Annotated in this window: 23 protein-coding genes and 1 pseudogene; 6 read left to right on the plus strand and 18 right to left on the minus strand. The window is 55.9% G+C overall.

Annotation, left to right across the window (positions count from 1 at the left end):
* Positions 1-13: 13 nt before the first annotated feature.
* Positions 14-1,327, minus strand: coding sequence for a glutamate/aspartate:proton symporter GltP (gene gltP, locus CWM57_RS14600; protein WP_061156091.1), 1,314 nt, complete (start codon positions 1,325-1,327; stop codon positions 14-16).
* A gap of 111 nt (positions 1,328-1,438) precedes the next feature.
* A pseudogene (locus tag CWM57_RS14605) lies at positions 1,439-1,639 on the minus strand (hypothetical protein).
* Positions 1,640-1,739: 100 nt separating this feature from the next.
* Between CWM57_RS14605 and acs the strand changes: the two are divergent.
* The 3 genes from acs (at position 1,740) to actP (ending at position 5,845) form a co-directional block, all read left to right on the plus strand.
* Complete coding sequence (gene acs / locus CWM57_RS14610) at positions 1,740-3,698, plus strand: acetate--CoA ligase (protein ID WP_100676123.1); 1,959 nt, start codon at positions 1,740-1,742, stop codon at positions 3,696-3,698.
* A gap of 183 nt (positions 3,699-3,881) precedes the next feature.
* A complete protein-coding gene (locus CWM57_RS14620; protein WP_061156094.1) occupies positions 3,882-4,193 on the plus strand; it encodes a DUF485 domain-containing protein in 312 nt (103 codons plus the stop codon).
* Positions 4,190-5,845 (plus strand): cation/acetate symporter ActP, encoded by a 1,656-nt coding sequence (actP, locus tag CWM57_RS14625; protein WP_074387331.1) that lies wholly within the window; start codon positions 4,190-4,192, stop codon positions 5,843-5,845. The genes CWM57_RS14620 and actP overlap by 4 nt, the downstream gene beginning before the upstream one ends.
* Before the next feature lie 55 nt (positions 5,846-5,900).
* Here the strand turns inward: actP and CWM57_RS14630 are convergent, their stop codons facing one another.
* The 7 genes from CWM57_RS14630 to CWM57_RS14660 all read right to left on the minus strand — a co-directional run bounded on the left by CWM57_RS14630 (position 5,901) and on the right by CWM57_RS14660 (position 13,050).
* On the minus strand, positions 5,901-6,998 hold the full coding sequence (locus tag CWM57_RS14630) for a type 1 fimbrial protein (RefSeq protein WP_074387332.1): 1,098 nt from the start codon (positions 6,996-6,998) through the stop codon (positions 5,901-5,903).
* Positions 6,999-7,017: 19 nt separating this feature from the next.
* Positions 7,018-7,569, minus strand: a complete 552-nt coding sequence (locus tag CWM57_RS14635; protein ID WP_077268438.1) for a fimbrial protein — start codon at positions 7,567-7,569, stop codon at positions 7,018-7,020.
* A gap of 36 nt (positions 7,570-7,605) precedes the next feature.
* Positions 7,606-10,185 (minus strand): fimbria/pilus outer membrane usher protein, encoded by a 2,580-nt coding sequence (locus CWM57_RS14640; protein ID WP_100676122.1) that lies wholly within the window; start codon positions 10,183-10,185, stop codon positions 7,606-7,608.
* A complete protein-coding gene (locus CWM57_RS14645; RefSeq protein ID WP_074387334.1) occupies positions 10,139-10,828 on the minus strand; it encodes a fimbrial assembly chaperone in 690 nt (229 codons plus the stop codon). The genes CWM57_RS14640 and CWM57_RS14645 overlap by 47 nt, the downstream gene beginning before the upstream one ends.
* A 60-nt stretch (positions 10,829-10,888) precedes the next feature.
* Positions 10,889-11,446: a fimbrial protein gene (locus CWM57_RS14650; protein ID WP_165784209.1), complete on the minus strand. Its 558-nt coding sequence runs from the start codon at positions 11,444-11,446 to the stop codon at positions 10,889-10,891.
* Between the two features lie 510 nt (positions 11,447-11,956).
* Complete coding sequence (locus CWM57_RS14655; protein ID WP_061156101.1) at positions 11,957-12,646, minus strand: LrgB family protein; 690 nt, start codon at positions 12,644-12,646, stop codon at positions 11,957-11,959.
* Entirely contained in the window at positions 12,643-13,050 is a 408-nt protein-coding gene (locus CWM57_RS14660) for a CidA/LrgA family protein (RefSeq protein WP_074387336.1), read from the minus strand. The genes CWM57_RS14655 and CWM57_RS14660 overlap by 4 nt, the downstream gene beginning before the upstream one ends.
* Positions 13,051-13,154: 104 nt before the next feature.
* Here CWM57_RS14660 and CWM57_RS14665 point away from each other — a divergent pair, with 104 nt between their 5' ends.
* Positions 13,155-14,036: a LysR family transcriptional regulator gene (locus CWM57_RS14665; RefSeq protein WP_061156103.1), complete on the plus strand. Its 882-nt coding sequence runs from the start codon at positions 13,155-13,157 to the stop codon at positions 14,034-14,036.
* A 162-nt stretch (positions 14,037-14,198) separates the two neighbouring features.
* Here the strand turns inward: CWM57_RS14665 and CWM57_RS14670 are convergent, their stop codons facing one another.
* From CWM57_RS14670 to soxR, 4 genes are all read right to left on the minus strand, one after another.
* Complete coding sequence (locus CWM57_RS14670) at positions 14,199-15,845, minus strand: Na+/H+ antiporter (protein WP_012543172.1); 1,647 nt, start codon at positions 15,843-15,845, stop codon at positions 14,199-14,201.
* A 147-nt stretch (positions 15,846-15,992) separates the two neighbouring features.
* A complete protein-coding gene (locus tag CWM57_RS14675; RefSeq protein ID WP_100676121.1) occupies positions 15,993-17,342 on the minus strand; it encodes an NCS2 family permease in 1,350 nt (449 codons plus the stop codon).
* Between the two features lie 390 nt (positions 17,343-17,732).
* On the minus strand, positions 17,733-18,401 hold the full coding sequence (locus CWM57_RS14680) for a glutathione S-transferase family protein (RefSeq protein WP_100676120.1): 669 nt from the start codon (positions 18,399-18,401) through the stop codon (positions 17,733-17,735).
* Positions 18,402-18,660: 259 nt separating this feature from the next.
* Positions 18,661-19,119, minus strand: coding sequence for a redox-sensitive transcriptional activator SoxR (gene soxR, locus CWM57_RS14690; RefSeq protein ID WP_004206331.1), 459 nt, complete (start codon positions 19,117-19,119; stop codon positions 18,661-18,663).
* A gap of 84 nt (positions 19,120-19,203) precedes the next feature.
* Here soxR and soxS point away from each other — a divergent pair, with 84 nt between their 5' ends.
* Positions 19,204-19,533 carry a superoxide response transcriptional regulator SoxS gene (gene soxS, locus CWM57_RS14695; protein ID WP_004151738.1) on the plus strand — a complete coding sequence of 110 codons (330 nt, stop codon included), beginning with the start codon at positions 19,204-19,206 and terminating at the stop codon, positions 19,531-19,533.
* On the opposite strand, the gene CWM57_RS14700 is transcribed toward soxS, so the two are convergent.
* Complete coding sequence (locus CWM57_RS14700; protein ID WP_100676119.1) at positions 19,518-21,122, minus strand: EAL domain-containing protein; 1,605 nt, start codon at positions 21,120-21,122, stop codon at positions 19,518-19,520. The genes soxS and CWM57_RS14700 overlap by 16 nt on opposite strands.
* 507 nt (positions 21,123-21,629) lie before the next feature.
* On the opposite strand from CWM57_RS14700, the gene CWM57_RS14705 reads away from it, so the two are divergent.
* Positions 21,630-21,908, plus strand: a complete 279-nt coding sequence (locus CWM57_RS14705) for a YjcB family protein (protein ID WP_061156107.1) — start codon at positions 21,630-21,632, stop codon at positions 21,906-21,908.
* 46 nt (positions 21,909-21,954) lie between these two features.
* On the opposite strand, the gene CWM57_RS14710 is transcribed toward CWM57_RS14705, so the two are convergent.
* From CWM57_RS14710 to CWM57_RS14725, 4 genes are read right to left on the minus strand one after another with little or no spacing between them, the layout of a single operon-like run.
* Entirely contained in the window at positions 21,955-22,812 is an 858-nt protein-coding gene (locus tag CWM57_RS14710) for an ABC transporter permease (protein ID WP_100676118.1), read from the minus strand.
* A complete protein-coding gene (locus CWM57_RS14715; RefSeq protein ID WP_008807277.1) occupies positions 22,809-23,642 on the minus strand; it encodes an ABC transporter permease in 834 nt (277 codons plus the stop codon). The genes CWM57_RS14710 and CWM57_RS14715 overlap by 4 nt, the downstream gene beginning before the upstream one ends.
* Before the next feature lie 60 nt (positions 23,643-23,702).
* The gene (locus CWM57_RS14720) at positions 23,703-24,842 is read right to left on the minus strand and encodes an extracellular solute-binding protein (protein ID WP_074387342.1); all 1,140 of its coding nucleotides are present in this window, start codon (positions 24,840-24,842) and stop codon (positions 23,703-23,705) included.
* A gap of 29 nt (positions 24,843-24,871) precedes the next feature.
* A complete protein-coding gene (locus CWM57_RS14725) occupies positions 24,872-25,903 on the minus strand; it encodes an ABC transporter ATP-binding protein (RefSeq protein ID WP_074387380.1) in 1,032 nt (343 codons plus the stop codon).
* Positions 25,904-26,035 lie beyond the last annotated feature (132 nt).

Here is a 26,035-nt window from a genome sequence, read left to right on the forward strand (position 1 = left end):
CGGGCTTTGTGTTTTATCGGGCGGTTTTATCAAACTTGCCCAGCACTTCGCGTTCATACGCCAGCGCTTTTTTGCGGTCGAACTTATGCTCCCATTTGGCAATAACCAGCACCGCCAGCGCATTGCCCACCACGTTCAGCGCGGTACGCGCCATGTCGAGAATACGGTCGACACCGGCGATAAAGGCAAGGCCTTCCAGCGGGATCCCCACGCTACCCAGGGTTGCCAGCAGCACCACGAAGGAGACGCCCGGCACGCCAGCGATCCCTTTCGAGGTCACCATTAAGGTCAGCACCAGGGTGATCTCCTGCCAGATAGAGAGGTCGATACCGTACAGCTGGGCGATAAAGATCGCCGCGATGCTCTGATACAGCGTTGAGCCATCGAGGTTGAAGGAGTAACCGGTCGGCACCACGAAGCTGGTGATCGACGCCGGCGCGCCATAGGCTTCCATCTTCTCGATAATGCGCGGCAGCACGCTTTCGGAGCTGGCGGTGGAGTAGGCCAGAATCAGTTCATCTTTCAGGATGCGGATCAGGATCCAGATGCTCAGGCCACACAGACGCGCGACAATCCCCAGCACCACCAGCGCGAAGAACAGGATCGCGAAGTAAACCAGCAGCACCAGCTTGGCCAGCGGCCACAGCGAGGCGAAACCAAAGGTGGCGACAGTCACCGAAATCAGGGCGAATACCCCGATCGGCGCATAGCGCATTACCATATGGGTGACTTTAAACATGGTCTCGGAGATGGAGCGGAAGACCGTTACCAGCGGCTCACGGTGGGTCGCCGGCAGCGAGGAGAGCCCCAGACCAAACAGCACCGAGAAGAAGATAATCGGCAGCATATCGCCTTTCGCCATCGACGCCACGATGTTGGTCGGCACCAGCGACAGGATAGTGCCCATCAGGCCATGCGCATGGCTCTGCACCTCGGCAGTCGTGCTCTGATATTTCGAAATATCAACCGCCGCCAGTTGCGACATATCAATGCCGGTCCCCGGCTGAAAGACGTTGGCCAGGGTGATACCCAGCACGATCGCCACCGTGGTGATCACTTCGAAATAGATAATGGTTTTGGCGCCGATCCGGCCTAACTGCTTGGCATCGCCCACGCCGGCAATCCCAACCACCAGGGTCGAAATGACAATCGGGACCACGATCATTTTAATCAGATGGATAAAGATATCGCCCGCCGGCGTCAGCAAATTGCTAATCAACCAATCGCGACTTTCGGCGTGGTAATGCAGATAACTGCCCAGAAGGATACCCAGCACCAGGGCTAGCAAGATTTGCCAGGCCAGACTGACTTTTTTCGTTTTCTTCACTACTGACTTCCTCAATGAAAGGCACCATTCCTTTTCGTCATGGTACCCACTGCAGGGGGTATGAATTGTGTTGCGTTGCTTTGTGGGGTTATTTAACGCGCAATATCAGTATCATTTGCACGGCATGCTGCGCAAGCCTTTAAGAATAGGGCTTTCTTCTGGTTTTCTGCATAAAGTCACGAATTTCCCCCAGTTACAATGCATAAGTATTTGTAATAAAAAATATTTCATACCTTCCGTTTCTATAAATTCATTTACGTAACTATTTCACTTCAAAGTTTCATTTGATGAAATTTCATTCAGTTGAATCATTGCGTGATCTGCCCCCCAATTAACAAACAAAGCTGTCAAAACCCCTACTATTAACGTTTGTTTGACATATATTTAACAAGTTCAAAGGAGAAAAAAAGCCATGAGCCAAATACACAAACACCCTATTCCCGCTAATATCGCGGAACGTTGCCTGATTAACCCGGAACAGTACAAGGCGCAGTACCAACAATCCATAACCGACCCTGATACATTTTGGGGCGAGCAGGGCAAAATCCTTGACTGGATGCGCCCGTATACCCGCGTGAAGAACACCTCTTTCGCGCCGGGTAACATTTCCATCAAATGGTATGAAGATGGCACCCTGAACCTCGCCGCCAACTGCCTCGACCGCCATCTCGCCGAGCGCGGCGATCAAACCGCCATCATCTGGGAAGGCGACGACGCCAGCCAGAGCAAGCACATCACCTACCGTGAACTGCATGCGGACGTGTGCCGCTTCGCCAATGCGCTGCTCGACCTTGGGATTAAAAAAGGCGATGTGGTCGCCATTTATATGCCGATGGTGCCGGAAGCCGCGGTGGCGATGCTGGCCTGCGCCCGCATCGGCGCCATCCACTCAGTGATTTTCGGCGGCTTCTCGCCGGAGGCGGTGGCCGGACGCATTATCGACTCCAGCTCGCGCCTGGTGATCACCGCTGACGAAGGGCTGCGCGCTGGTCGCGCCATCCCGCTGAAGAAAAACGTCGATGACGCGCTGAAAAACCCGAACGTCAAAAGCATTGAGCACGTCGTGGTCCTGAAACGTACCGGCGGCAACATCGACTGGCAGGAAGGCCGCGATCTGTGGTGGAGCGACCTGATGGCGAATGCCAGCGCCGAACACCGGCCCGTCGAGATGAACGCCGAAGATCCGCTGTTCATCCTCTATACCTCTGGCTCTACCGGTAAACCGAAAGGGGTGCTGCACACCACCGGCGGCTACCTGGTCTACGCGGCCACCACCTTCAAATACGTTTTCGACTACCATCCTGGCGATATTTACTGGTGCACCGCCGATGTGGGCTGGGTCACCGGCCACAGCTATCTGCTGTATGGTCCGCTGGCCTGCGGTGCCACCACCCTGATGTTCGAAGGGGTGCCAAACTGGCCAACCCCGGCACGTATGTGCCAGGTCGTCGATAAGCACAAGGTCAGCATTCTCTATACCGCCCCGACGGCTATCCGCGCCCTGATGGCGGAAGGCGACAAGGCGATCGAAGGCACAGACCGTTCCTCACTGCGTATTCTCGGCTCGGTCGGCGAACCAATTAACCCGGAAGCCTGGGAGTGGTACTGGAAGAAGATCGGTAACGAGAAGTGCCCGGTGATGGACACCTGGTGGCAGACCGAAACCGGCGGCTTTATGATCACCCCGCTGCCGGGCGCGATCGAATTGAAGGCCGGCTCCGCGACGCGTCCGTTCTTCGGTGTCCAGCCAGTGCTGGTGGATAACGAAGGCCTGCCGCTGGATGGCGCGACCGAGGGCAATCTTGCTATCGCCGACTCCTGGCCTGGCCAGGCGCGTACCCTGTTCGGCGACCATGAGCGCTTTGAGCAAACCTACTTCTCCACCTTCAAAAATATGTACTTTAGCGGCGATGGCGCACGCCGTGATGAAGATGGTTACTACTGGATCACCGGCCGCGTGGATGACGTCCTGAACGTCTCCGGCCACCGTCTGGGTACCGCCGAGATCGAATCGGCGCTGGTGTCGCACCCGAAAATCGCCGAAGCGGCGGTGGTGGGGATCCCGCACAACATCAAAGGCCAGGCCATCTACGCCTACGTAACGCTCAATCACGGCGAAGAACCGACTCCGGAGCTGTATGCGGAAGTACGTAACTGGGTGCGCAAAGAGATCGGCCCGCTGGCGACGCCGGATGTGCTGCACTGGACCGATTCGCTGCCGAAAACCCGCTCGGGCAAAATCATGCGCCGCATTCTGCGTAAGATTGCCGCAGGCGACACCAGCAACCTCGGCGATACCTCGACCCTCGCCGATCCTGGCGTTGTGGAAAAACTGCTCGAAGAGAAGCAGGCCATAACGATGCCATCGTAAGCAAGGACCGATTCCCTACACCCTCTCCCCCGCCGGGGAGAGGATAAAAATAAGTCCCTCCCCCAGGATTTCACTCGCAGGAACGCCGTCAGTAAACCGTATCCCGGCTCCATCGCCGGAGGGGTTGCTGTCGCCAGCGTCCGCTGAGTGGATGACGAAAGGGAGACCTCTGGAGACGCTAAGATGAATGAACAACTTTGTCAGCGGATAGAAAATAGTGCGCATTTCAGGGAGTTAGTTGCATCACGGCAACGGTTTGCCGCCATTCTGTCACTGATTATGTTAGTGATCTATGTGGGCTTTATTTTGCTTATCGCCTTCGCGCCCGGCTGGCTCGGTACTCCTCTGCACGCCGGGACCAGCGTCACCCGCGGGATCCCGCTGGGCATTGGCGTGATCGTCATTTCGTTTGTCCTGACCGGTATTTATGTCTGGCGGGCCAACGGTGAATTCGACCGTTTGACCAAAAGCGTTCTGAACGAGGTGAAAGCATGAGCAAGAGAGTACTGACGGCGCTCGCCGCCACGCTGCTGCCCCTTGGCGCTCACGCCGCAGACGCCATTACCGGCGCGGTACAGCGCCAGCCGACCAACTGGCAGGCGATTATCATGTTCCTGATTTTCGTCGCCCTCACCTTATACATCACTTATTGGGCGTCAAAACGGGTACGTTCGCGCAGCGATTACTACACCGCTGGCGGCAATATCACCGGCTTCCAGAACGGGCTGGCGATTGCCGGTGACTTTATGTCAGCGGCTTCTTTCCTCGGTATCTCCGCGCTGGTGTATACCTCCGGCTACGACGGACTGATCTACTCGCTGGGCTTTCTCGTCGGCTGGCCGATTATCCTGTTTCTGATCGCCGAACGTCTGCGCAACCTTGGCCGCTATACCTTTGCCGACGTCGCCTCGTACCGTCTGAAGCAGGGGCCGATTCGCACTCTCTCCGCCTGCGGTTCGCTGGTGGTGGTGGCCCTGTATCTGATTGCCCAGATGGTGGGCGCCGGCAAGTTAATCCAGCTGCTGTTCGGTCTCAATTACCATGTCGCCGTGGTGCTGGTTGGCGTGCTGATGGTGCTCTATGTCCTGTTCGGCGGCATGCTGGCGACCACCTGGGTGCAGATTATTAAAGCGGTTCTGCTGCTGTGCGGCGCCAGCTTTATGGCCTTTATGGTGATGAAGCACGTCGGCTTCAGCTTCAATAACCTGTTTACCGAGGCGATGGCCGTCCACCCGAAAGGGGCGGCGATTATGAGTCCCGGCGGGCTGGTGAAAGATCCGATATCGGCGCTCTCTCTGGGTCTGGGTCTGATGTTCGGCACCGCCGGTCTGCCGCACATCCTGATGCGCTTCTTCACCGTGAGCGACGCCAAAGAAGCGCGTAAAAGCGTCTTCTACGCCACCGGTTTTATGGGCTATTTCTATATTCTGACCTTTATCATCGGCTTCGGCGCCATCATGCTGGTGGGCGCGAACCCGGCGTTCAAAGACGCAGCCGGACAGCTTATCGGCGGCAATAACATGGCGGCGGTGCATCTGGCGGATGCCGTGGGGGGGAATCTGTTCCTCGGCTTTATCTCCGCCGTCGCTTTCGCCACGATTCTGGCGGTGGTGGCAGGCCTGACGCTCGCCGGCGCCTCAGCGGTGTCGCACGACCTGTACGCCAACGTCTTCCGCAAGGGCGCGACCGAGCGCCAGGAGCTGAAGGTGTCGAAGATTACCGTGCTGGTCCTTGGGGTAGTGGCGATTCTGCTGGGTATTCTGTTCGAAAATCAGAACATCGCCTTTATGGTTGGTCTGGCCTTCTCCATTGCCGCCAGCTGTAACTTCCCGATTATTTTGCTGTCGATGTACTGGTCGAAACTGACCACCCGCGGCGCGATGATCGGCGGCTGGCTGGGCCTGCTGACCGCGGTCATTCTGATGATCCTCGGTCCGACCATTTGGGTGCAGATCCTCGGCCATGAGAAAGCGCTGTTCCCGTATGAATATCCGGCGCTGTTCTCCATTGCCATCGCGTTCATCGGTATCTGGGTCTTCTCCGCCACCGATAACTCACCGGAAGGGATGCGCGAGCGCGAGCAGTTCCGCGCCCAGTTTATCCGTTCGCAAACCGGGATCGGTATCGAACGCGGCCAGGCGCACTAAGCGTCGCCTCCCCCTTCCCCGACATCGTCCGGGGAAGGGGGTTATTCTGACCGGCTCAGTTATAGGTAAATGTGATCACCCCGGTGGCGTTTGCCGAACCGGCGGTCACCGCGCTGCCTGTTTTGTAATAGTTGGTGGTAAAAGTGAGCGTTTGCATGGCCGCTGCGCCACCAGGACTGTCGGGATTAGTAAAATAGCTGTAGCTGGCATCCGCGCCGCTGTTGGTCACCGTGGTGCGGCCCGAGGAATAGAGACTGAGGTCAGTATTCAACGGCATCGCTTTGCCATCCATATTTAACTGAACCCCCACCCCGGTGGCAACATTCTCCTCTGCCGTTAAGGCCATCACCGTGTTGCCAGGATTATTGCCGCTCGCTTGCGTCGCCACCACCCGCATTAAAACATTGGTCCCCGGCTCGCAGGAGAGGGTCAGGGGCTGTTGCGCACTCCCCACCTTCGTCGCGGTGTTAAACTCGCTGGCATTGATGCTACCCATGGCAAAACTGAGACTATTGCTACTGACGATACACCCCATCGGGATCATCTGGATGCTGGTGGTGCCGCTGATGTGCAGCCGCGAAATAGAGAGCGTTCCCCACTTATCCTTCGCCGATACCGTCGCCACTGGATCGCTGAACGATAATTGACTATTGCTGGCGATGGCGCCGCCGGTGGCCACCAGCTGCAGCTGATACGCCGGGGTATAATAAGTCGACGCGAAAGAGTCCAAAAAGCCTGTCGGCTTACCGAGGTAATAATTCACATCACCAATATAATGCACCTGCGAGTCGGGGCTGAAATCATCGGTATCACCATCATATTCGCCAGTGATATTGAGCCACACCTTGACGCGAATACCGATCCCCTGTACCGAGGTGGCATAGATATTATCCCCTATCAATGACCCGGCATTGTTTGAGGACCAGGCAAACACCGCGTAGGTGCTCCCCTCACAGTTAAGCAATTCCGTTTGCGAGCGGGTAATCTTCCCCGAGTCATACAGTACTGTCCCTGCGGTATAGCTCCCGGCATTGATCAGAATCTTTTCCGGCAGGTTGGTCATCGAGACATCGCCATAGTTGGTGCCACTGCAGGCCGCCCAGCTATAGACGGGACACAATGCCAATATGAGCAATAAGATCCATTTTTTCATATCCATCCCTGTCGAAACGTTATTTGTAAGCCACATCAAACGTGGCAGTGAAGCCGACGATACCGGGGCTCACCTGGCCATAGGGCGAAAACATGCGTGCTATCATGTTGAAGTTATGAACATCTGCATCATCACCAAAGGTATAGAGATACTGATCACCGGGGCCGAGGGACTGCTGATCGGCCATACTCAATAGTTGCAAACCAACACCGCTGGCCCCGCTACTGCCTGTCTGGAAGTTTTTATAGATCGAAGCGTGGGTGCTATCGAAGCTGGTACCGCTAAATACGATGGTGACCGCCGACGCATCGGCGGAACAGCTGGAAAAGACCAGTTTAACCGGCACGCTGGCTCCGCTCGACCCGGCATTACCGGAGAACGTCTGCGAGGAGACGGTGCCTAAATCGATACTGTTCGACGGTTCCACGGCCACCTCGCAGGAAGGCGCTTCGATGGTGCCCGTGATGTTAAAATTGACCGTGCTGCTGCCTTCATAAGCCAGCGCCGGAAGGGAGAGCAGCAAAAGGCTGGCCACCAGGATGCCCCCTGTGCTGCTGTCTCTCATATTCATATCAGCCCCTTCTTCCATGTTGAAAACGTGCGTCCATTACCGGCATTCAGCCTGATAAAACAGGATATCGTCGCCAAGAGCCATGCTGGAGAAGTCATAATGAACGGTACACTGCTCACTGCTTTTCTCCCCCCAGCGCGCTAATAGCTGGCCTTTTTTCTGCAGCCCTGTGAGATACACCTGCCCCTCATCGCCGACAATGTTGCTGCGCGCCGCGCTGGCGCGATCATTATCAAGGGTCACCAACGCGCCGAAAGGCACCACACCGCTGCGGGTACGCAGGGTGAGCATCGCCTTGTAGCCGATTCGGGTGTCATACTGCACTTTGACGATCGCGTTGCGCGTTGGGACCACCGTTCTGGCGACGTTATCGACCTCGGCGCCAGCCACCTGCTGTTCATCCAGCGCCAGACTGTTGCGATGGTAAGGGCGGACGTAAGGCACCACCGCATATCCGGCGCCATCCGTTGTCACGTTGGTCTGGCCCTGAACCCTCACATCGCTGACGCCGGGCGTTTCAACCAGCGCAGAACTCTCGCCCAGAAAGCGTGACAGCGTGAGTCCGCCCGCATGGGCGACCATGCCGCCACGCAGCGAATAATTGTAGTGATTGCTGTAGTGGTCGTAGCCATAGCCGCCGGCGACATCGCCTTTTGATCCCTGGTAATTGACGCTGAGGTTACCGGAGGTGCTCTTATCCTGGGTGTTGTAACCCTCCTGGAGGCTCCAGTTGAGGGAACGATCCTCGAACGCCGAGCCGTTGAGCCCCACGCTGTGCGTGGTGTCGTTATGGCGGCCATGGTTCATGCTGTAATTCGCCGAGAGCGTCTCGCCAAGCGGGATGCTTAGCGTCAGGGAGACGATGGTATCGCTGGCCGGCCGGTTATTGCCGCTGTCATCGGTACTTTGCACATTGCGGTTATAGGAATAGTTAATAAAGTAGGAGGCCTTGCCAATCGACCCGCTATAGCCCACGCCTACCGACTCCATGCGCGAGCTGTCCCAATAGGTTTCATTGACCAGCGAAAGCGAGAGCGAACCATAGCCGAACAGCGTCTGCGACAGCGAAGCGTCAAACCGGCCTTTTGTCCTGCCGCTCTGCGTACAGCAGTCGCGCTGCGTGGAGGCGTTATCGACAAAATCCTGAAACGAATAGTATCCCGAGGTGGAATAGCGATAGCCGGCCACGGAAAAGTTGGTGCCCGTCTGCAGAAAGCTTTTACTGAAGCGGACGCGATACGATTGCCCCTGTTCTTTGCGGGTTGACGAGGCCGTATCGCTGGTTTTCACGTCGGCCCACGACTGAGAGCCATCGAATGACAGCGCGCCGATGGTGCCAAGGTTAAAGCCGGCGCCTAACAGCAGGTTGGTGTATTTATCTTCCGCCTGCTGGAAGCCGGTATAGAGGGTGAAGTTACTGGTGGCGCCATAGGCCAGGGAAGACTGAATAAAGTTGTATTCTTTATCGTCGGAGCTGCCTGAGCGCGTCCTGCCGCTGCTCAGCGCATAATCCAGCTGGCCCTCGCGCTGCAGGACCGCCAGCGAGGCAAAAGGCACCACAAAGTTTTGCTCGCTGCCGTCAGACTCTTTAACGGTGACATACAGATCGCCAGCGCTACCGGTGGCATACAGATCGTTAATCTCAAAAGCGCCGGGGGCGACGGTGGTTTTATAAATGCTGTAACCATTCTGATAAACCGAGACCTCCGCGGTGGTGCGCGCGATCCCTCGAATCGTCGGCGCAAAGCCATGCAGGCTATCCGGCAGCATCTCTTTATCCGAACTGAGCTGCAGACCGGTAAAGCTCAAACTGTCGAAGATGCCGGACGACGTATAAGTACTACCCACCACCATCTGGCTGCGCAGGGTATGGATATCGCGAGCAAGGTACGAGTAAACCGACTCCCAGCGGCTGTTGTTGTCGCTGTGGCTATAGGTGCTGTAGTTGCGCAGACGCCATGGCCCCAGATTCACCCCAGGCTGCAGGCTAACAAACTGGCTGTCTACGGTAGCGCCATTATGCCGCGGGGCATTGCGCTGCCCGGTGACACTATAGTTGAGAAGACCGGCGTTAATCCCCTGCTGCCACTGGCTCTCCGGTATATAGTCTCTTGGGCGGTTCAGCATCGCGGCCTGCGGAACGGTAAAATCGATTCGCTGCTGGGCAAGAGACACCGAGAACGTCATCCCGGGGATCGCCGACAGCCGGGCGCAGGTTTCCCCTGCCTCAAATAGCTGCGGATAGGCGGTGGTATTAATCAACCACGAATTCAGATACTCCGCGGAAAGACAGGGGGAAGCGGTCGCGCCTGCATCATGGCCAACTACCTGAAAGGTCAGCGATTCTGAACTGACGTACTTATCATTGATGTACACATCCAGGTGATAGGTGCCCGGCGGTACGCCATCTTGTGAAAAATAGGACAGATCAACCGAAGCCGCAGGATTTTCGGCGACTTCAAGTAAATTCGGGTTGAAATATTCGCCGGCCTCAGCGCGAGAAGGCAAGGTACTCAGGCACAAAACAATAACGACGCAGATACTTTTGGCTGAAAATAGCAGCTCAACGCTACTGAATGATAGCGGTATATTTCTTCCCTGACATACCATAATCATTAATCACGCTCCATGTGATCTCTTTTTTCCCTGTCGCGGACAGGTTACTCTGCACGGGTATTTTTAAGGTAGAAAAGGGGGCAGCAAACCATGCGCCAGAAATATTTTTTCCGTTAAGGCTAACCTGGGAAAAATTCATATACAGCGGTGAGTTGTTTTTAACCGTCACCGACGCCCCCTCTTTTCTCCACTGTAATTTTTCGGCATACGATTCCGGTGTATTGCCTTTTAACGCGGCAGGTCGATAAATCAATTTTATTTTCGAGTTGATGGCAAACTGCACCACATTTTTATCCGGGACATATTCCGTTGCCGGGATCCCTTTGATATTGAGCCAAAACATCGACTCGCGATCGTCGGGTAGTTTTTTTCCTGAGCGGACAACGCGCACGAATCCTTTCTCTCCGGCTTTGAGACGGAACAGCGGCGGCGTAATAATAAACGCGTCTTTGGCTGGCGAAGCGGCATCCACCACCGAGAGCCAGGACTGTACGATATTGCTGCTCTGATCTTTATTCTCAACCGTGATGACGGCGTTGTTTTTCGCACCATCAAATACCAGACGCGTGCCGCCCACGACCACGCTGGCTTGCGCAATAGAGGAGGACAGCAATAAACCGACCACAAAAAAAGGATATCTCATACGTTTAATTAAAGGGGAATAACAGACGATTCCCCTTTCTCCATTCAACAAAACGCCGAATTAATAATAGGTCACGTTATAAGTCACAGTTGTCTGAACGGTACCTTTCGTCGGGTCTTCAGAACCCGCTTTTACCATTTTAACGGTGAACGGGATAGTTGCGGCACCGGAAGAAATATCGACATCCGAACCTTCTTCGTTATTCTTCATCAGGCTGCCAGCTTCGTCATAAAGCGCCACAGCAACCCCCGTTGCCGCGTCAACTGTCGCCTGGTTTTTAAAGTAATCGCTATTCGCGGTATCCGAAACGCCACCAAAAGTGACGCGGGCGATGCTGTTGCCACCGTTTTCCGTGGTCGGGCAATCGGCTAAGCTAAAGGAGAAGTTCTTGGCTGCACCGAATTCATATGCTTTCAGATCCGCTACTGAGGTGGTGCCCATATCAATGGTAGTCACACCGCCATCAATGGTCGCCGTACAGGTGGTATCTGAAACGATCCCATTAAAAGTAATGGTGTTATCGGCCTGGGCAACAGTAGACAGCGCGCTGCAGGCAGAGAAAATCAGAGCACCCGCCAGAAATTTTTTACTCATCTTCATATTTATTCCCATATCCATTATAAAAGACAATCAGTCCGTCAATTGTTTTATGCAGATATATTAGAGAATGAATTTGCATCCGCGCGGCGTCACATACACATTTATGTGACATATGATTTATGATAATTAATATTATACATAAATAAACGACCAGCATTTGAATCCATTCAATAATACAAGCCCGCGTAAAAAGAATAACGAACAGAGGGTAAAAGCTCAATTATTAATGTAAAAATTGATTTTTTAACAAATCACCTTAAAGAATTAGAGAAATAAAATAAACCGCCTTTAAAATCATTGAGATACAAACTTATAAAATTCGCGGAGATAATAAAAAATCTATACATCATTCGTAATGTAATTAGATCACCACTGGCTGTGTAATATTTAGTTACAAAGAGAGGGTGGTAATAAGAATTGACTTAATCTTTTCTGATGACCAATAACCGGCATAAACAAAAAGGGGCGAAAATAGTTCACAACTATTCCTCCCCTCAATATTTCATAACAACCGGTTACACGAGAACGCTAAAACAGCAGCCAGCGCACTAACGGCGCCGCCAGCACCACCACTACGCCAGACAGCATCATCACCAGGCTGGCCACCACGCCCTCCTGCTGGCCCAGCTCATAGGATCGCGCGGTCCCCGCCCCGTGGGACGCCGCGCCAAACCCGGCCCCTTTAGCCATCCCTTCCCGGATAGCCAGGCGTAAAAACAGCATATCCCCTACCGCCATGCCAAAGACGCCGGTGATCACCACAAACAGTGCCACCAGATCGGGCTGACCACCGAGCGGTTTCGCCGCCGCCAGCGCAAAGGGCGTGGTCACCGAGCGCACCGCCAGGCTGCGCTGGATTTCATCAGACAACATCAATCCGCGCGCCAGCCATACGGAGCTGGTCACCGCCACCACCACCGCCGTCACCACCCCGGCGCTGAGCGACATCCAGTGGCGTTTGATCACCGCGACATTTTCATAGACCGGGACGGCAAAGGCGATAGTCGCCGGGCCCAGCAGCCACAGCAGCCAGTGGGTCTCTCCCATATAGCTCTGATAAGAGATATGGCCCAGCACCAGGATCAGCACCAGCAGGATCGGCGTGAACACCAGCGGCATCAGCGGCAGTTTATGAAAACGGCGATACAGTCTTTTATTGGCGTAATAGAGACCCAGCGTCGCCACCAGACACAGAATGCTCAGCATGACATCATTCATTTTTTTAGCCGGCTCACTTCGTAACGGTAAACCCTGTCGACGACCCAGGCCGTGGCGCCCAGCACCATCAGCGTGCTTAAGGCAATCACCAGGAAAATCCGCCAGCCATCAACCATCAGCAGCTGCGCATAGTTGACCACCGCGACCACCGCCGGGACGAAAAACAGCAGCATCTCCGCCAGCAACCAGCGGGCGCCGGCGCGAACCCAGTTCAGGGGGATCACCCGGCAGACGATCAGCAGCAGGAGCATCACCATACCGACCAAATTAGCCGGCAACGGCACCTGCCACGTATTCACCAGATATTGCGCAAAAATAAATAACCCGACATAGAGGAGCACCTGCGCCGGGATCTGAAGTCGCTGCGCCACGGCGGGGGCAACGCGAGCTGGCGCGAAGGCCATGAGCGAGATTCCTGAAAAAAGAAGTCAGGCATGCAGTATAGAGAGCCGCCGAAGCGGACAGAAATGAATTAAAATCATCGCAGGTATAGTCTCAGGGAATAATTATGGATATCCGAACGCTGCGCTATTTCGTTGAAGTGGTTCGTCAGCAGAGTTTTACTCGCGCGGCGGAAAAGCTGTTCGTCACACAGCCCACCATCAGCAAGATGCTCAAAAATCTCGAAGATGAACTGAACTGCACGCTGTTGATCCGCGATGGTCGTAAACTGCTGCTCACCGATACCGGGCGCGTCGTTTTTGAACGCGGCCAGGCGATCCTTGGCGAGTTCAGCCAGCTGGAGTCAGAACTGAGCGATATCAACCACCTGCATAAAGGGGTGCTGCGGCTTGGCATTCCACCGATGGTCGGAATGCTGATGGCGGAGCCGATCAGCCGCTTCCGCGAGCGCTACCCGGGCGTCGAGCTGAAAATCGCCGAGTTTGGCGGCCTGACGGTCCAGCAGGCGGTCAGCAACGGCGAGCTCGATATGGCAATGACCGCCCTGCCCATCGAAGAGGGTAGCCATCTCACCACGCTGCCGTTGTTCAACCACCCGCTGTGCGTCCTGACGCCAAGAACCGCGCCGTGGGAGGGCGTAACCGCCCTCTCGCCGGCAGAGCTGGCGGCATATCCGCTGGTCATCTACAACGAAGAATTTGCCCTCAGCCAGCAGCTGATGCGCCTGTTTACCGAGCATGACGTGAAGCCGCGTATCGCGGTGCGCAGCGGTCAGTGGGATTTTCTCGCCGCGATGGTGCAGGCCGGCATTGGCGTGGCGATCCTGCCAGAGCCGATTTGCCAGCGTCTCGACCCGCAGAACTTTTGCTGGATCCCATTGCAAAGCGAGCTGCGCTGGGAGCTGGGGATGATTTGGCGGGAGGGCGTGTATATGTCGCGCAGCGCTGAGGCCTGGCTGGCGTGCAGTAAAGCGTTCTGGCTGGAATAATTCCCTGGTGACAACGCGTTTCGCAGAGGAATGGGTAGCCCGGGTCAGGCGCTTGCGCCGCTGCCCGGGTTTCCCCCGGTCGCGCTAACGCTTACCGGGGCGACACATTTACTGCAGTCTCGCCAGTAGCCCGAATAAGCGTCGTGCTATCCGGATTACAGATTATTGATCTTCGATTAACAGCGCTTCCAGCAGGTCGAGATCGTGCAGCAGCTTCTGCAGCGTCTCGTTACTGATCTGCCGGGTGGCGCGCAGATGATACAGCTCTCCGCGCTCAGAGCGCAGCGCAGCCAGGCGGAAGCGTCGCTCCAGGCTCTCCTCCAGCATAGAGGTCTCCACGTCGTTACGACCATCGACGCGGCGGCGCAGGTTACCGATCACCCGCGAACTGACTTCGGTCAACAGCTGGTTATCGATATTCTCTTTGGTATCTGCCGCCAGCCGCTCTTCCATCTTCTGGATCGCCACAATCGCCACGTCTGCCGTCGCTGCGCGCGCCAGTCGTTCCTCTTTCCGCTGCTGCACGTTGTCACTCGATTCAATGTGGCGCAGCAGGATCGGCAGCGCAATCACCCCGACGAACAGCGAGAACAGGATCACCCCAGCGGCGAGGAAAATCAGCTCATAGCGCGCCGGGAAAACATTCCCGTCCGGCAGCAGCAGCGGGATCGAGAGCACACCGGCGAGGGTAATCGCCCCACGCACCCCGGCCACAGAGGAGATCAGCAGCTCGCGGGTGGTCCAGGAGCCAAACTCCATCGGTTTCTTCTTCAGGAAGCGCTGGCTAAGCTTACGCATCGACCACAGCCAGCCAAAACGCACCAGCATCAGCGCGGCATAGATCAGGATAATGTCGGTAAACAGCATCCAGGTCTCGACGTTGGGGTCAGCTTCCGCCGCCACCAGCGAGCTGGAGAGGATATCCGGCAGCTGCAGGCCCAACAGCAGGAAGACCATGCCGTTAAAGACAAACTCCAGCATCGCCCAGGTGCTGTTGGCGCGCAGGCGCATGGCCAACGGCGCGGTACGCATCACGCCGGAACGGGTGATGGTCATCCCCGCCGCCACCGCCGCCAGGATGCCGGAGACACCGATATGTTCGGCAATCAGATAGGAGGCAAACGGCAGCAGGAACAGCAGGACAATCTGCGTGGCGGGTTCATCCCCGCCCCAGCGGCTGAGGAAACGCATCGAACGGCCATACGACCAGCTCACCACAAACCCGGCCAGCACGCCGCCGATCGCCACCTTCAGAAACTCTACGGTCGCGCCGCCAACGGTAAAGACCATGGTGCCCATCGCCACCGCGACGGCAAACTTGAGTGAGACCAGGCCAGAGGCATCGTTCATTAACGCCTCGCCCTGCAGAATGCCCATGATTTTTTTCGGTATCCGCCCTTCCCCGACGATGCCGGAGAGCGCCACGGCATCGGTCGGCGAGAGCACAGCCGCCAGCGCGAACGCCGGGATCAGCGGAATGCCAGGCACAATCCAGTAGATCAGAAAGCCGATGCCGACTACCGTCACGACCACCAGCGCCAGCGCCAGGCCAAGGATCTCCCGCCCGTGTTCAATAAATTCACGGGTCGGCGTTTTCCAGCCGTCGGCGAACAGCAGCGGCGGGATAAACAGGACCAGAAACAGCTCTGGATCAAATTCAACGTGCAAACCGAAGGTCGGCCATGCCAGAAGCGCGCCAATGGCGATTTGCATCAGTGGGAGTGGAACCTGAAAGGGCAGTACACGTGTCACTACCCCGGACAGTGAGACCACGAGGGTCATGATGAGGATGGTAAAGAATATTTCCATGTGTTCCCTGTTTGCTGCGTTTTCTTTTATACCTGTGAGGCGTCGTGCCTGTGAATCATACGCCACCCAGATTAACGCAAATGGAAACAGGATGTGGCTTAAAAATAAAACGGGCGGCCTGAGCCGCCCGTGAGGAGCACGAAGGGTTTAAATCGCCCAACCGCCCGCGTAGAACGCCACCAGCGCCACGGCGATAATCACCGTACCGATGTTCAGCTTGCGCCACTCGCCAGAGACCAGACGGCCAATCACCAGGGTAGCGAAACCGATCATGATGCCGGTCACGATGTTACAGGTCAGCACGATAAACACCGCGGTGATCAGGCCAGCCATCGCGTCAACGAAGTCGTTGAAATCGATTTTCGCCACGTTGCTCAGCATCAGCAGGCCGACGTACATCAGCGCCGGCGCGGTCGCGTAGGCCGGAACCAGATAAGAGAGCGGAGAGAGGAACAGGATCAGCAGGAACAGGACACCGACCGTCACCGCGGTCAGACCGGTTTTACCGCCGGCCGCGGTACCCGCCGCCGATTCAATATACACCGCCGCCGGCGCCGCCCCGACTAAACCGGAGAAGACGCTGCTCAGGGAGTCGGTGGTCAACGCTTTACCGCCGTTGATGATCTGCCCGTCTTTGTCCAGCAGGTTCGCCTGGCCGGCCACCGCGCGGATAGTACCGGTGGCGTCAAACACCGCCGTCATCACCAGCGCCAGCACGCTGGGCAGCACGACCGGGTTCAGCGCGCCGACGATGTCGAGGCTGCCAATCAGCGAGTTGCCTTTATCATCACTCAGGGATGGCATGGCGAAAATACCGGAGAAATGGACGTTCGGATCGAAAATAAGCCCCACAATCGACACGCCAATAATGGTCAGCAGAATGCCGCCCGGCACCTTCATTTTTTCCAGACCAATGATCACCGCAAGGCCAATCAGCGACATCACTACCGGGAAGCTGTCAAATTTGCCCAGCGCCACCGGCAGACCGTCCAGCGGGTTTTTGATCACCAGGCCAACGCCGTTGGCGGCAATCAGCAGCAGAAACAGGCCAATCCCGATCCCGGTACCGTGCGCCACGCCCTGCGGCAGGTTGCGCAAGATCCAGCTGCGGATGCCGGTCGCCGAGATCACCGTAAACAGGACACCCATCAGGAATACCGCGCCGAGGGCCACCGGAATACTGATCTGCTGCCCCAGCACCAGGCTGAAGGCGGTGAAGGCGGTCAGCGAGATGGCGCAACCGATCGCCATCGGCAGATTTGCCCATAACCCCATCACCAGCGAGCCAACGCCCGCCACCAGACAGGTAGAGACAAACACCGCGGCCGGCGGGAAGCCCGCTTTACCGAGCATGCCCGGCACCACGATGACGGAGTACACCATCGCCAGAAAGGTAGTAAGACCTGCAACAATCTCCTGACGCACGGTGCTACCGCGCGCCGAAATTTTAAACCAGGCGTCTAATGAACCGCCGGTACGCGCTGAAGGCGTAGACATAGAAAACTTCCCCTGAAAATTTTTATTGTTCGTTGATATGCGTGGTGGACCCTCCACTGCCAGTTAAACGCGATCTCCTTGTACCGAATCGCAGCGCCAGGGGGGCTGCAAAAAAGCAAACGTTTAACTCCGCGCATACACTACGGTGTGTCAACCTTATCTCCTCCCCCTGGATAGCAGAAAAAAGAGGGAGCAAAACAGAAAGGCAAACGATTATCCGGCCTTTAGATAACCCTTTTCAACCGATGTTTATCGTATTTCGCTAAATTTCGCTTATGACGAGCAGAAAATAACCAGACGATGCGCAAACGTTATCGTCTATGCGCAATCCGCTAACAAATTTTTAGTGAGTTGCTTTCATTTATCAGCGTCATCGGATCCGCTGATACCTCAGGCGCCGGGTAAAGTGAAGGGGCCACCGCGCTCGATGGCCCGCTGCCAGGCCGGACGCTGCTCCACCCGCTGTCGCCAGGCCTCGATATGGACAAGGTCATGCACGCCACCGCGCGCCAACAGCGCCATCACCGGGAAGCTCATCTGAATATCGGCCATACTCAGACGCTCGCCGGCAAACCATGGCCGCGTGGCAAGATGGTCGTCAATAAACCGCGCATGGGTGGCCAGCTGGGGATCCAGCCACGCTTTTTGAATGCCCTTGCCCAGCAGGGCGCCCAGCGAGCGGACGCCAAAGGGCACAGGGGGTTTACCCAGGCTGGCGAACACCAGCTTCATTAACAGCAGCGGCATCAGCGAGCCTTCGGCATAGTGCAGCCAGAAGCGGTATTGCAGTTTGTCCTCTATCGCCTGCGGCTTCAGCAGCCCGCCGCTGTCCCAGGTCTCCTGCAAATACTCGAGAATGGCCCCAGACTCCGCCAGCACATAGCCGTTGTCTTCCAGCACCGGCGATTTCCCCAACGGATGGACTTTCTTCAGCGCCGCCGGCGCCAGCATCGACCTTTCCCGCTGATAGCGGACTATCTGATAAGGCAGCTGCAGCTCTTCCAGTGCCCACAGTACGCGTTGCGATCGTGATTGATTAAGATGGTGTACTGTCAGCATGGGCCTCTCCCGTGGTTTGTTCGAATTAACTATAGGAACTGGCGCTCATTGCCGGGAAAATTTCGGCAAAATAGTGAGGAAAAAATGGCGGCAGATGCCATAGTTAAAGTGTCGACGCAAACCGGAACCTCCATCAACAGATTGCGCAATACTGAGGGACGTCGATGTCGGGGGAAACCCTCTCGTGAACCAGCGAGATAATGCGAAAGACAAAGACCGGAAAACAACTAAAGCGCCCAGTTGTGGCGCTTTAGTTTTATTACTCCTCTTCCAGCAGCCGGGCGCCAGTCCCCTCTTCCCCCAGCTTATCGCCTGGGTTGCGCAGCGGGCAGTCGCGCCGTGATAAACAGCCGCAACCGATGCAGCCGTCGAGCTGGTCGCGCAACGCCGTCAGGGTATGAATACGCCGGTCCAGCTCCTCACGCCACTGCGATGACAGCATCTTCCACTCTTTTGCGCTGAGATTGTGCCCTTCCGGCAGTACGCCAAACGCGTCGCCGATGGTCGCCAGCGGGATGCCGATGCGTTGCGCAATTTTGATTATCGCCACCGCGCGCAGGACATCGCGCCGGTAACGCCGCTGGTTGCCGGCATTCCGCTGGCTGTGGATCAAACCCTTACTCTCATAAAAATGAAGGGCCGAGACCGCCACGCCGGTTCGTTTTGCCACTTCCCCGGGCGTCAGCAGCATTTTGATGCGGGGTGATTTCTTTTCCATAAAGCGCTTTACCTCAAGTTAACTTGAGGAATTATACTCGCCCGCAGACAAAACGACGAATCGAGAATTGAGAGAGGCCGCTTTATGTCCCATCAGGATATTATTCAAACACTGATTGAATGGATTGATGAACATATCGATCAACCACTTAACATTGATATAGTCGCCAGAAAGTCAGGATACTCGAAATGGTATCTGCAGCGGATGTTCCGTACCGTAATGCATCAGACGCTGGGTGATTATATTCGTCAGCGCCGCCTGCTGCTGGCGGCGGAAGCGTTGCGAACCACTCAGCGACCTATCTTTGATATCGCGATGGATCTGGGCTACGTCTCGCAGCAAACCTTCTCCCGGGTGTTCCGCCGCGAGTTCGACCGCACTCCCAGCGACTACCGCCATCAGATCTCCGCGTGACGCGGCGGCTGAGGCCTGCTTATCGGCGTGGGAGCATTCGCTAACCACTGCATAAACTCCCGCGCCGGCATGGCTTTCGCAAACAGCCAACCCTGACAAAATTGCACGCCGCGCTTGTAGAGCCAGCTGACCTGCTCCGGGGTCTCCACCCCTTCCGCGATAGTTTTTAAACGCAGCCCGCGCGCCATCTCGATGATGTGCTCAGCGATCAGATGGCTGGTGTTGTTGGTGGTTAGCGTATCAACGAAGGTTTTATCGATTTTGAGGATATCGACGTTCAGCGCGTGCAGATTATGCAGATTCGAGTAGCCGGTACCGAAATCATCGATCGCAATCTCATAGCCTGCTTCGCGGAACGCCTGGATCACCGGCGTCGTTTTCGCCACGTCGATAAACCCGCGTTCGGTCACTTCGATTTTGATCTGCCCGATGCAGACCGCATAGCTGTGCGCTTTCTCGCTGATCTGGGAAATAAGCCGCGCCGAGTGGAAATCGGACGCAGAGAGATTGATCGCCACATACAGCTGTGGATGGCTGGCAAGAAACTCACCCATTTCATAAAACAGCTCGTCCACCACGTAGTCCGTGATCTGGGCAATCATGCCTTCATTTTCCGCCAGCGGAATAAACTCCGCCGGATTCATCACCGGGCCGTCAAATCCCGGCCAGCGCAGTAGCGCTTCCGCCCCAACGCAGCGGTTATTTTTAATATCAATAATCGGCTGGTAGTGCAGCCGCAGCTGGCGGCAGCTGAGGGCTCGTTGCAGCATATTGCGCGGCGAATGATACTGCCGACGGGTTCGTGTCCACACCAGCATCAGTAAAATACTGCAAATCAGCCCCAGCGGCAGGGTCAGGCTGGCCTGGTTACAGAAGTTGTGGTAGTAGCTGGCCCGCGAGGTCGACATGATCACGGCGATCGGGCGGATAGCGGAGCGGGCTATCGTATATACCCGGCCATTCTGATTAAAAAAAGCATCGCCTTCGCGAATTAACGCCTGGAGTTCCGCGGGTTCGACATTATCACTCAGCGAGAAAAAGAGGTGAGTTTTGGTATCGAAAACGCCATAGGCTAAATCGCGATCGCTGGCAATCACCGAGCTGAACGAGTAGGGGTTGACCACCACCACATAGGGTCCCTTCTGCATATAATTCATGGCAAAGCCCGGGTAAAACGGCGTATCCCGGTAGTAGTAAATCGCCACATCCGGCTTTTTAGTATAATTCGCCGCCGGCATCCGCCAGCCGGTCGCGGGATGGACAGACGTTGAACAGATAAAGCGCTGGCCCTGAGCGTAGATCATATCTTCCACATACAGCAGACCGCGAACAATATGCAGTAAATAACGCTGGTGCTCCGCTGAGCACAGTTCCCCGCGATACTGGCTAGCTTTCGCCCGAGCCTGTTCCGCTTCGCGGATAACCATTTCCGTTTTTTGCAGCGCCAGCTGCGAAAATGAGTGTAATTGATCAATAGTTTCGGCTTTGGCCCGCAGCTGGGCAAACCACAATGCCAACACCACCGGCAATAAAATAACGACACCGATCCCGACGAGTCTGAGCGCCTTATGCGGCGCACTGTCACCCATTTACGCTTTCATCCATGCGATATGCCTTAATTAAGGTAGCCCGAACACGTTAGCAATCGCGACTGCGATAGACACCCGCAGTAAGTGGCAGGCCCTTCACAGGCGCCATCATTCCAGCGGGTAGTGTTGAATAATACTTATTTATCAGGTATTCGAAAGATATTCTCGTCAGATTAAGAATAGACGTGCATCTGACTCGGTTTCTCCGTGTAATAAACAAGAACAGGTAATAAAACCCGCAGAATAATAATCATTAGCCGCAGAATGAAAATAACTAATGACCATCGCTCACCTATATCCACATAAATATCAGGCTTATTAAGCGCAGCGAAAGCTCATTTTTTGACTGGTGAATAAAGCGCCAAGTGTGATATAGTTCACACAAGTTGATGAAACAGAAATGACGTTTCATCACTCTCTAGTTTGCCAGTCGAGACCAGAGCGCTATGCCATCGTCAGTCGCGCCAGGTCATCTATGGCTCCCCGACTTTCTTTGAGGATAGGTTAATGGCCATTACTACCAGTGTCGTTTTGTTGCGCTGGCCCCTGGTGAGCGCGGTACTGATGTTTCTCGCCAGCTCGTTGAATATCCAGCTACGGAAAAGTGATTATGCCGGTCTGGCGGTGATCTGCAGCTGCCTCGGCCTTGTCGCCGCCTGCTGGTTCGCCACCGGTTTGCTGGGCATCACCCTGATCGATATCGCCAAAATCTGGGGCAACATCAAAGATGTGATGATTGAGGTCATGAGTCAGACCCCGCCAGAATGGCCAATGATGATGACCTGATGTTAAAAAGCTTCCCACCGGGAAGCTTTTTTGTTTTCTACCGTCCTTATTTCCCCAGTTTCGCCATCATCTCCGGACGCATAAATTTATGGATCACCACCATAAAGAGCAGCGATGGCACCAGCAAAATCAGCGCCGTAATCGACGAGACCTGATGGTTACCCGACATGCTGGCGTTATAGAGCAGTAGCGGCAGCGTGGTGATATCCGGCGCGCCGACAAAGAAGGTGCCGGTAAATTCATCCAGCGATTCCAGAAAAACGAAGATGCTGGCGGCAACGATCCCCGGCGCCGCCTGCGGCAGCACAATGTGCCAGAAGGTATACACCGGTCCGGCGCCAAGGTTACGCGACGCCCGCGCCAGCAGCGGGTCGATGGATGAGAAGGCTGCCACACAGATCCACACCGAATACATCAGGCCGTGGACGCTATGCACCAGCACCACCCCCGCGATACTGCCGTTCAATCCCCACTGATAAAACAATCGGGCAACATTCATGTATACCGTCAGGTTGGGAAAGGCCTGCGGGATGAGAAACAGCAGCATAAACAGCACCCGCAGCGGCATTTTCCGCCGGGAAAGTGCATAGCCGGCGGGTACGGAAATCAGCAAACAGACCCCCACCGACAACAGGGCGATCAACACGCTGGTTAACAGCGAACCGGACACATCGCTGTATGGGTTGAAAACCTGATACCAGTACTTCAGCCCCCACTGACTGGGCAGCGAATGGGGAAAATACCAGCTTTCCGCTACGGTCCAGATCAACAGGTTCAGCAGCGGGCCAAACATCGCCAGCAGCATAAACAGCAGCAGCAGGGTCTGCAGCGCCAGGCTGGCGCGCACTTTACGGCGCCCTTTTACCCACCATGTCGGGGATGAGGCGAGGGTCAGCGCTTTCATGATTCCCCTCCTTTTTGCTGCAGGCTGTGGCGCAGGTAAAACCACGACAGCGCGCCGCAGATCGCCAGCGACACTACGCCAAGCGCATTCGCCACCGCGTAATCGCCATAGGAATTCACGCGAAACGCCATATCCACCGTCAGCATCGTCGGCGTCCCTACGCCGATCATCAACGGTACCGACAGCACCGACATCATGGTCACCGTCGACAGCACCAGCGCCACGCCGATGGTCGGCAGGACCTGCGGCAGCATGATATCGAACAGGATCCGCGGCCGGGAGGCGCCAAGGTTACGTGCAGCAAGGATCTGCGACGACTCCAGCGCCGCCATCGCCCCGCAGATCAGCAGTGTGGCAAAGGCCAGTTGCTTCCAGACAAAGGTGATCACTATCCCTTTCCATCCTAGCCAGGAGAGCGTCTCCAGCGGCGTGACCAGGTCGGCCGCCACCAGCGCATTGTTCATCAGGCCATTTTTGGCGAGAAAAGTGCGCATCATCTGGGCGACGACAATAAACGGAATAAACAACGGTAAGCGATACAAAAAACCCAGCAGACGAACAACGGGTCGGCACGGTGACAGCGCAATCACTGCCGACAGGGTAATGGCGATCAGCGCTAACAGCGCCACTGAGACCAGTACGATAATCAGCGAAAAGAGCACATCACTGGCGTAAAGCGCATAGACCTTGCGGAAGTGATCGAGTGTGAACGGCTGTCCCGGCGCGGTAAACGCCGAGACCAGCGAAAACCCCAGCGGATACAAAAACAGGATCGCGATCATCAGCGCCGCCGGAGCAACCAGCAGCAGATATTTTAATGAACTGGACATAATGCACCTGACGTCAGCACAAGAAAGCGCCCGGGCCGACAACCCGGGCGGGAGAAGGCGTTAGTTGGCCACCTGGCTTTCGTAACCCTCTTTGATGTCGTCAAAATAGGGAGCGATCGGGAAGCTTTTGCCATACTTTGCCAGCGCTTCCGGCGAGATTTCGGCAAACAGCTTTTGCCAGGTCGCCGTATCCAGCTTCGGCTTCACCTGCCCGGCGTCGATGCCCGGATACCAGTTAAACTGCTTAACGATCCCCTGCGCTTGCACTTCCGGACTGGTGGCCAGCGCGATAAAGTCGCGCGCCAGCTGCGGATTCGCCGCCTTCGCCGGGATGACGTAATACATCGGCTGACCCGGCATACCCGGCGCCAGTAAAGCAAGCTTGATCGAGGGCGGCAGCTTGCCCTGATCTTTCCAGCTATAGAACATATCGACCCACACCGGGCCCATGGCGATTTCCCCCCGGCTCAGCATGTCGAGCGTCCCGGCGTTGCCCGGAGTGAAAGTCACGTTTTTATTGAACGCCTTCAGCTTCTCATAGGCCTGCTGCCAGCCTTTTTCGACGCTTTTATCATAGGGCCCGGCGGAGAGACGCTGGGCGTCGGTCCCGTAGGCGTAGATCCAGCCCACCACAAAGCTGACGCCGGACATGCCGTTTTTGATGCCGTTATAGCCAAAAGCCTGCGGATGTTTCTGCGTCCAGGCCACCAGCTCGTCATACGACGCCGGTGGGGTACTGACCAGATCGCTGTTCCAGGCGATAGCGGTCTGGCTTAAGAACATCGGCATGACGTATCCGTCGACGTTAACGCCCAGCGCCTGAGTGGCGCTCGGCGAACTCACCATGCCGCCGGTCTGAATATCCTGACGGTATTTTTGCAGTAATCCCTTTTCCACCTGCTCACCGCCCGCCTTCTGGTGCACCACCGCGACGTCGATATCCCACTGCTGCGCGCCGCTCTCCTGCTGGGCCGCCAGCTTCTCGCTGATTTTATTCGACCCGGCGTCGCCGGGGCCGGTACCGATCACCCGCACCTTGACGCCGGGATGAGCGGCTTCAAATTTTGGCCCCAGCCAGGTTTTTACATAATCCACCATATTCTGATCGCCCGCGGTGGCGACGTTAAGAATGGTGTCGGCCTGTGCGCCAACGCTCAGGAAGAGGGTCGTTACGATCGCTGCTTTCGTCTTAGTCAACATGGATTGTCCCCAGAATGAACACGCTGATATCACTGTGATAGTGGTAAAGGAAAAATATGCAGAGCCGGCGTTGGCACATGGAGTCGGACGCGGCTTTTCGTCGGCCAGCATTGCGCGGCATCGGCCAGTAGCAGGCGGTCATGGCAGCGCACGCTGTGGCGATACAGATTGCCCAGAAACGCGCTTTGCTCCACCACGCCCTCCAGAGCAAGTCCCTCCTGCGGCGCAGGCTGCGTTAATTCACCGAGCGCGGCATCGGCGCTGCGAAAATAAATAACTTTTTCACCCTGCTGAGCGGCGGATAAACCGGATATTGCGGCAGCGGATAATTCACCGGAGGTTATTTTATTATCGGCGCCCATAAAATCAGCGACGAAGGGCGTCGCGGGATGTTGATATATTTGCTCCGGGGTGCCAGTTTGTTCAATACGCCCCTGATTTAATACCGCAATGCGGTCCGCCATCACTAAGGCTTCCTGCTGATCGTGGGTGACAATTAATGACGTGAAACCCAATCTCTTTTGCAGAGATTTAATTTCATGGCGCACATTCAGGCGCACTTTGGCATCCAGATTAGATAACGGCTCATCCAGCACCAGCACCTGGGGCTCTATGGCCAGGGCTCTCGCCAGCGCCACCCGCTGCCGCTGGCCACCCGACAGTTCAGTCACTTTCACCTCGCCAAGCCCTTCGAGATTGACTATTCGCAGCAGCTCTGCCACCCGCCGCGCGATATCCGCCCCGCGCCACTTGCGCAGCTTCAGGCCATAGCCGATATTGCGCGCTACCGTCAGGTGCGGCCACAGGGCGTAGCTTTGAAACACCATGGTGATATTGCGCTGCTCCGGCGCAAGATGGGTGATCGTTCGACTGGCAATAGTCATCTCGCCGCTTTGCACCGGAATAAAGCCGCAGAGCGCGTTCAGCAGCGTGGTTTTTCCGCATCCCGATGGGCCCAGCAGGGCAATCATTTCCCCTTGCTCGACCGCCAGATCGATATTATGTAAAACCACGTTATCGCCATAACTAATTTTAAGGCCGGTGATCTGTAAATAACTCATATTCGCTACCTGAAAGCGCTGCTGCGGCATTTTTTTTAGCAAGGTGAACACGTGTTCATTTGGCTGTAAAAAAAATGCAACGTTAACTCGACATGATGTGAGCCTACTTTGTCGGGTATTTATGACAATTTA

The sequence above is a fragment of the Klebsiella sp. G-Nf4 genome, assembly GCF_002810615.1.
GTDB lineage: Bacteria > Pseudomonadota > Gammaproteobacteria > Enterobacterales > Enterobacteriaceae > Klebsiella > Klebsiella variicola.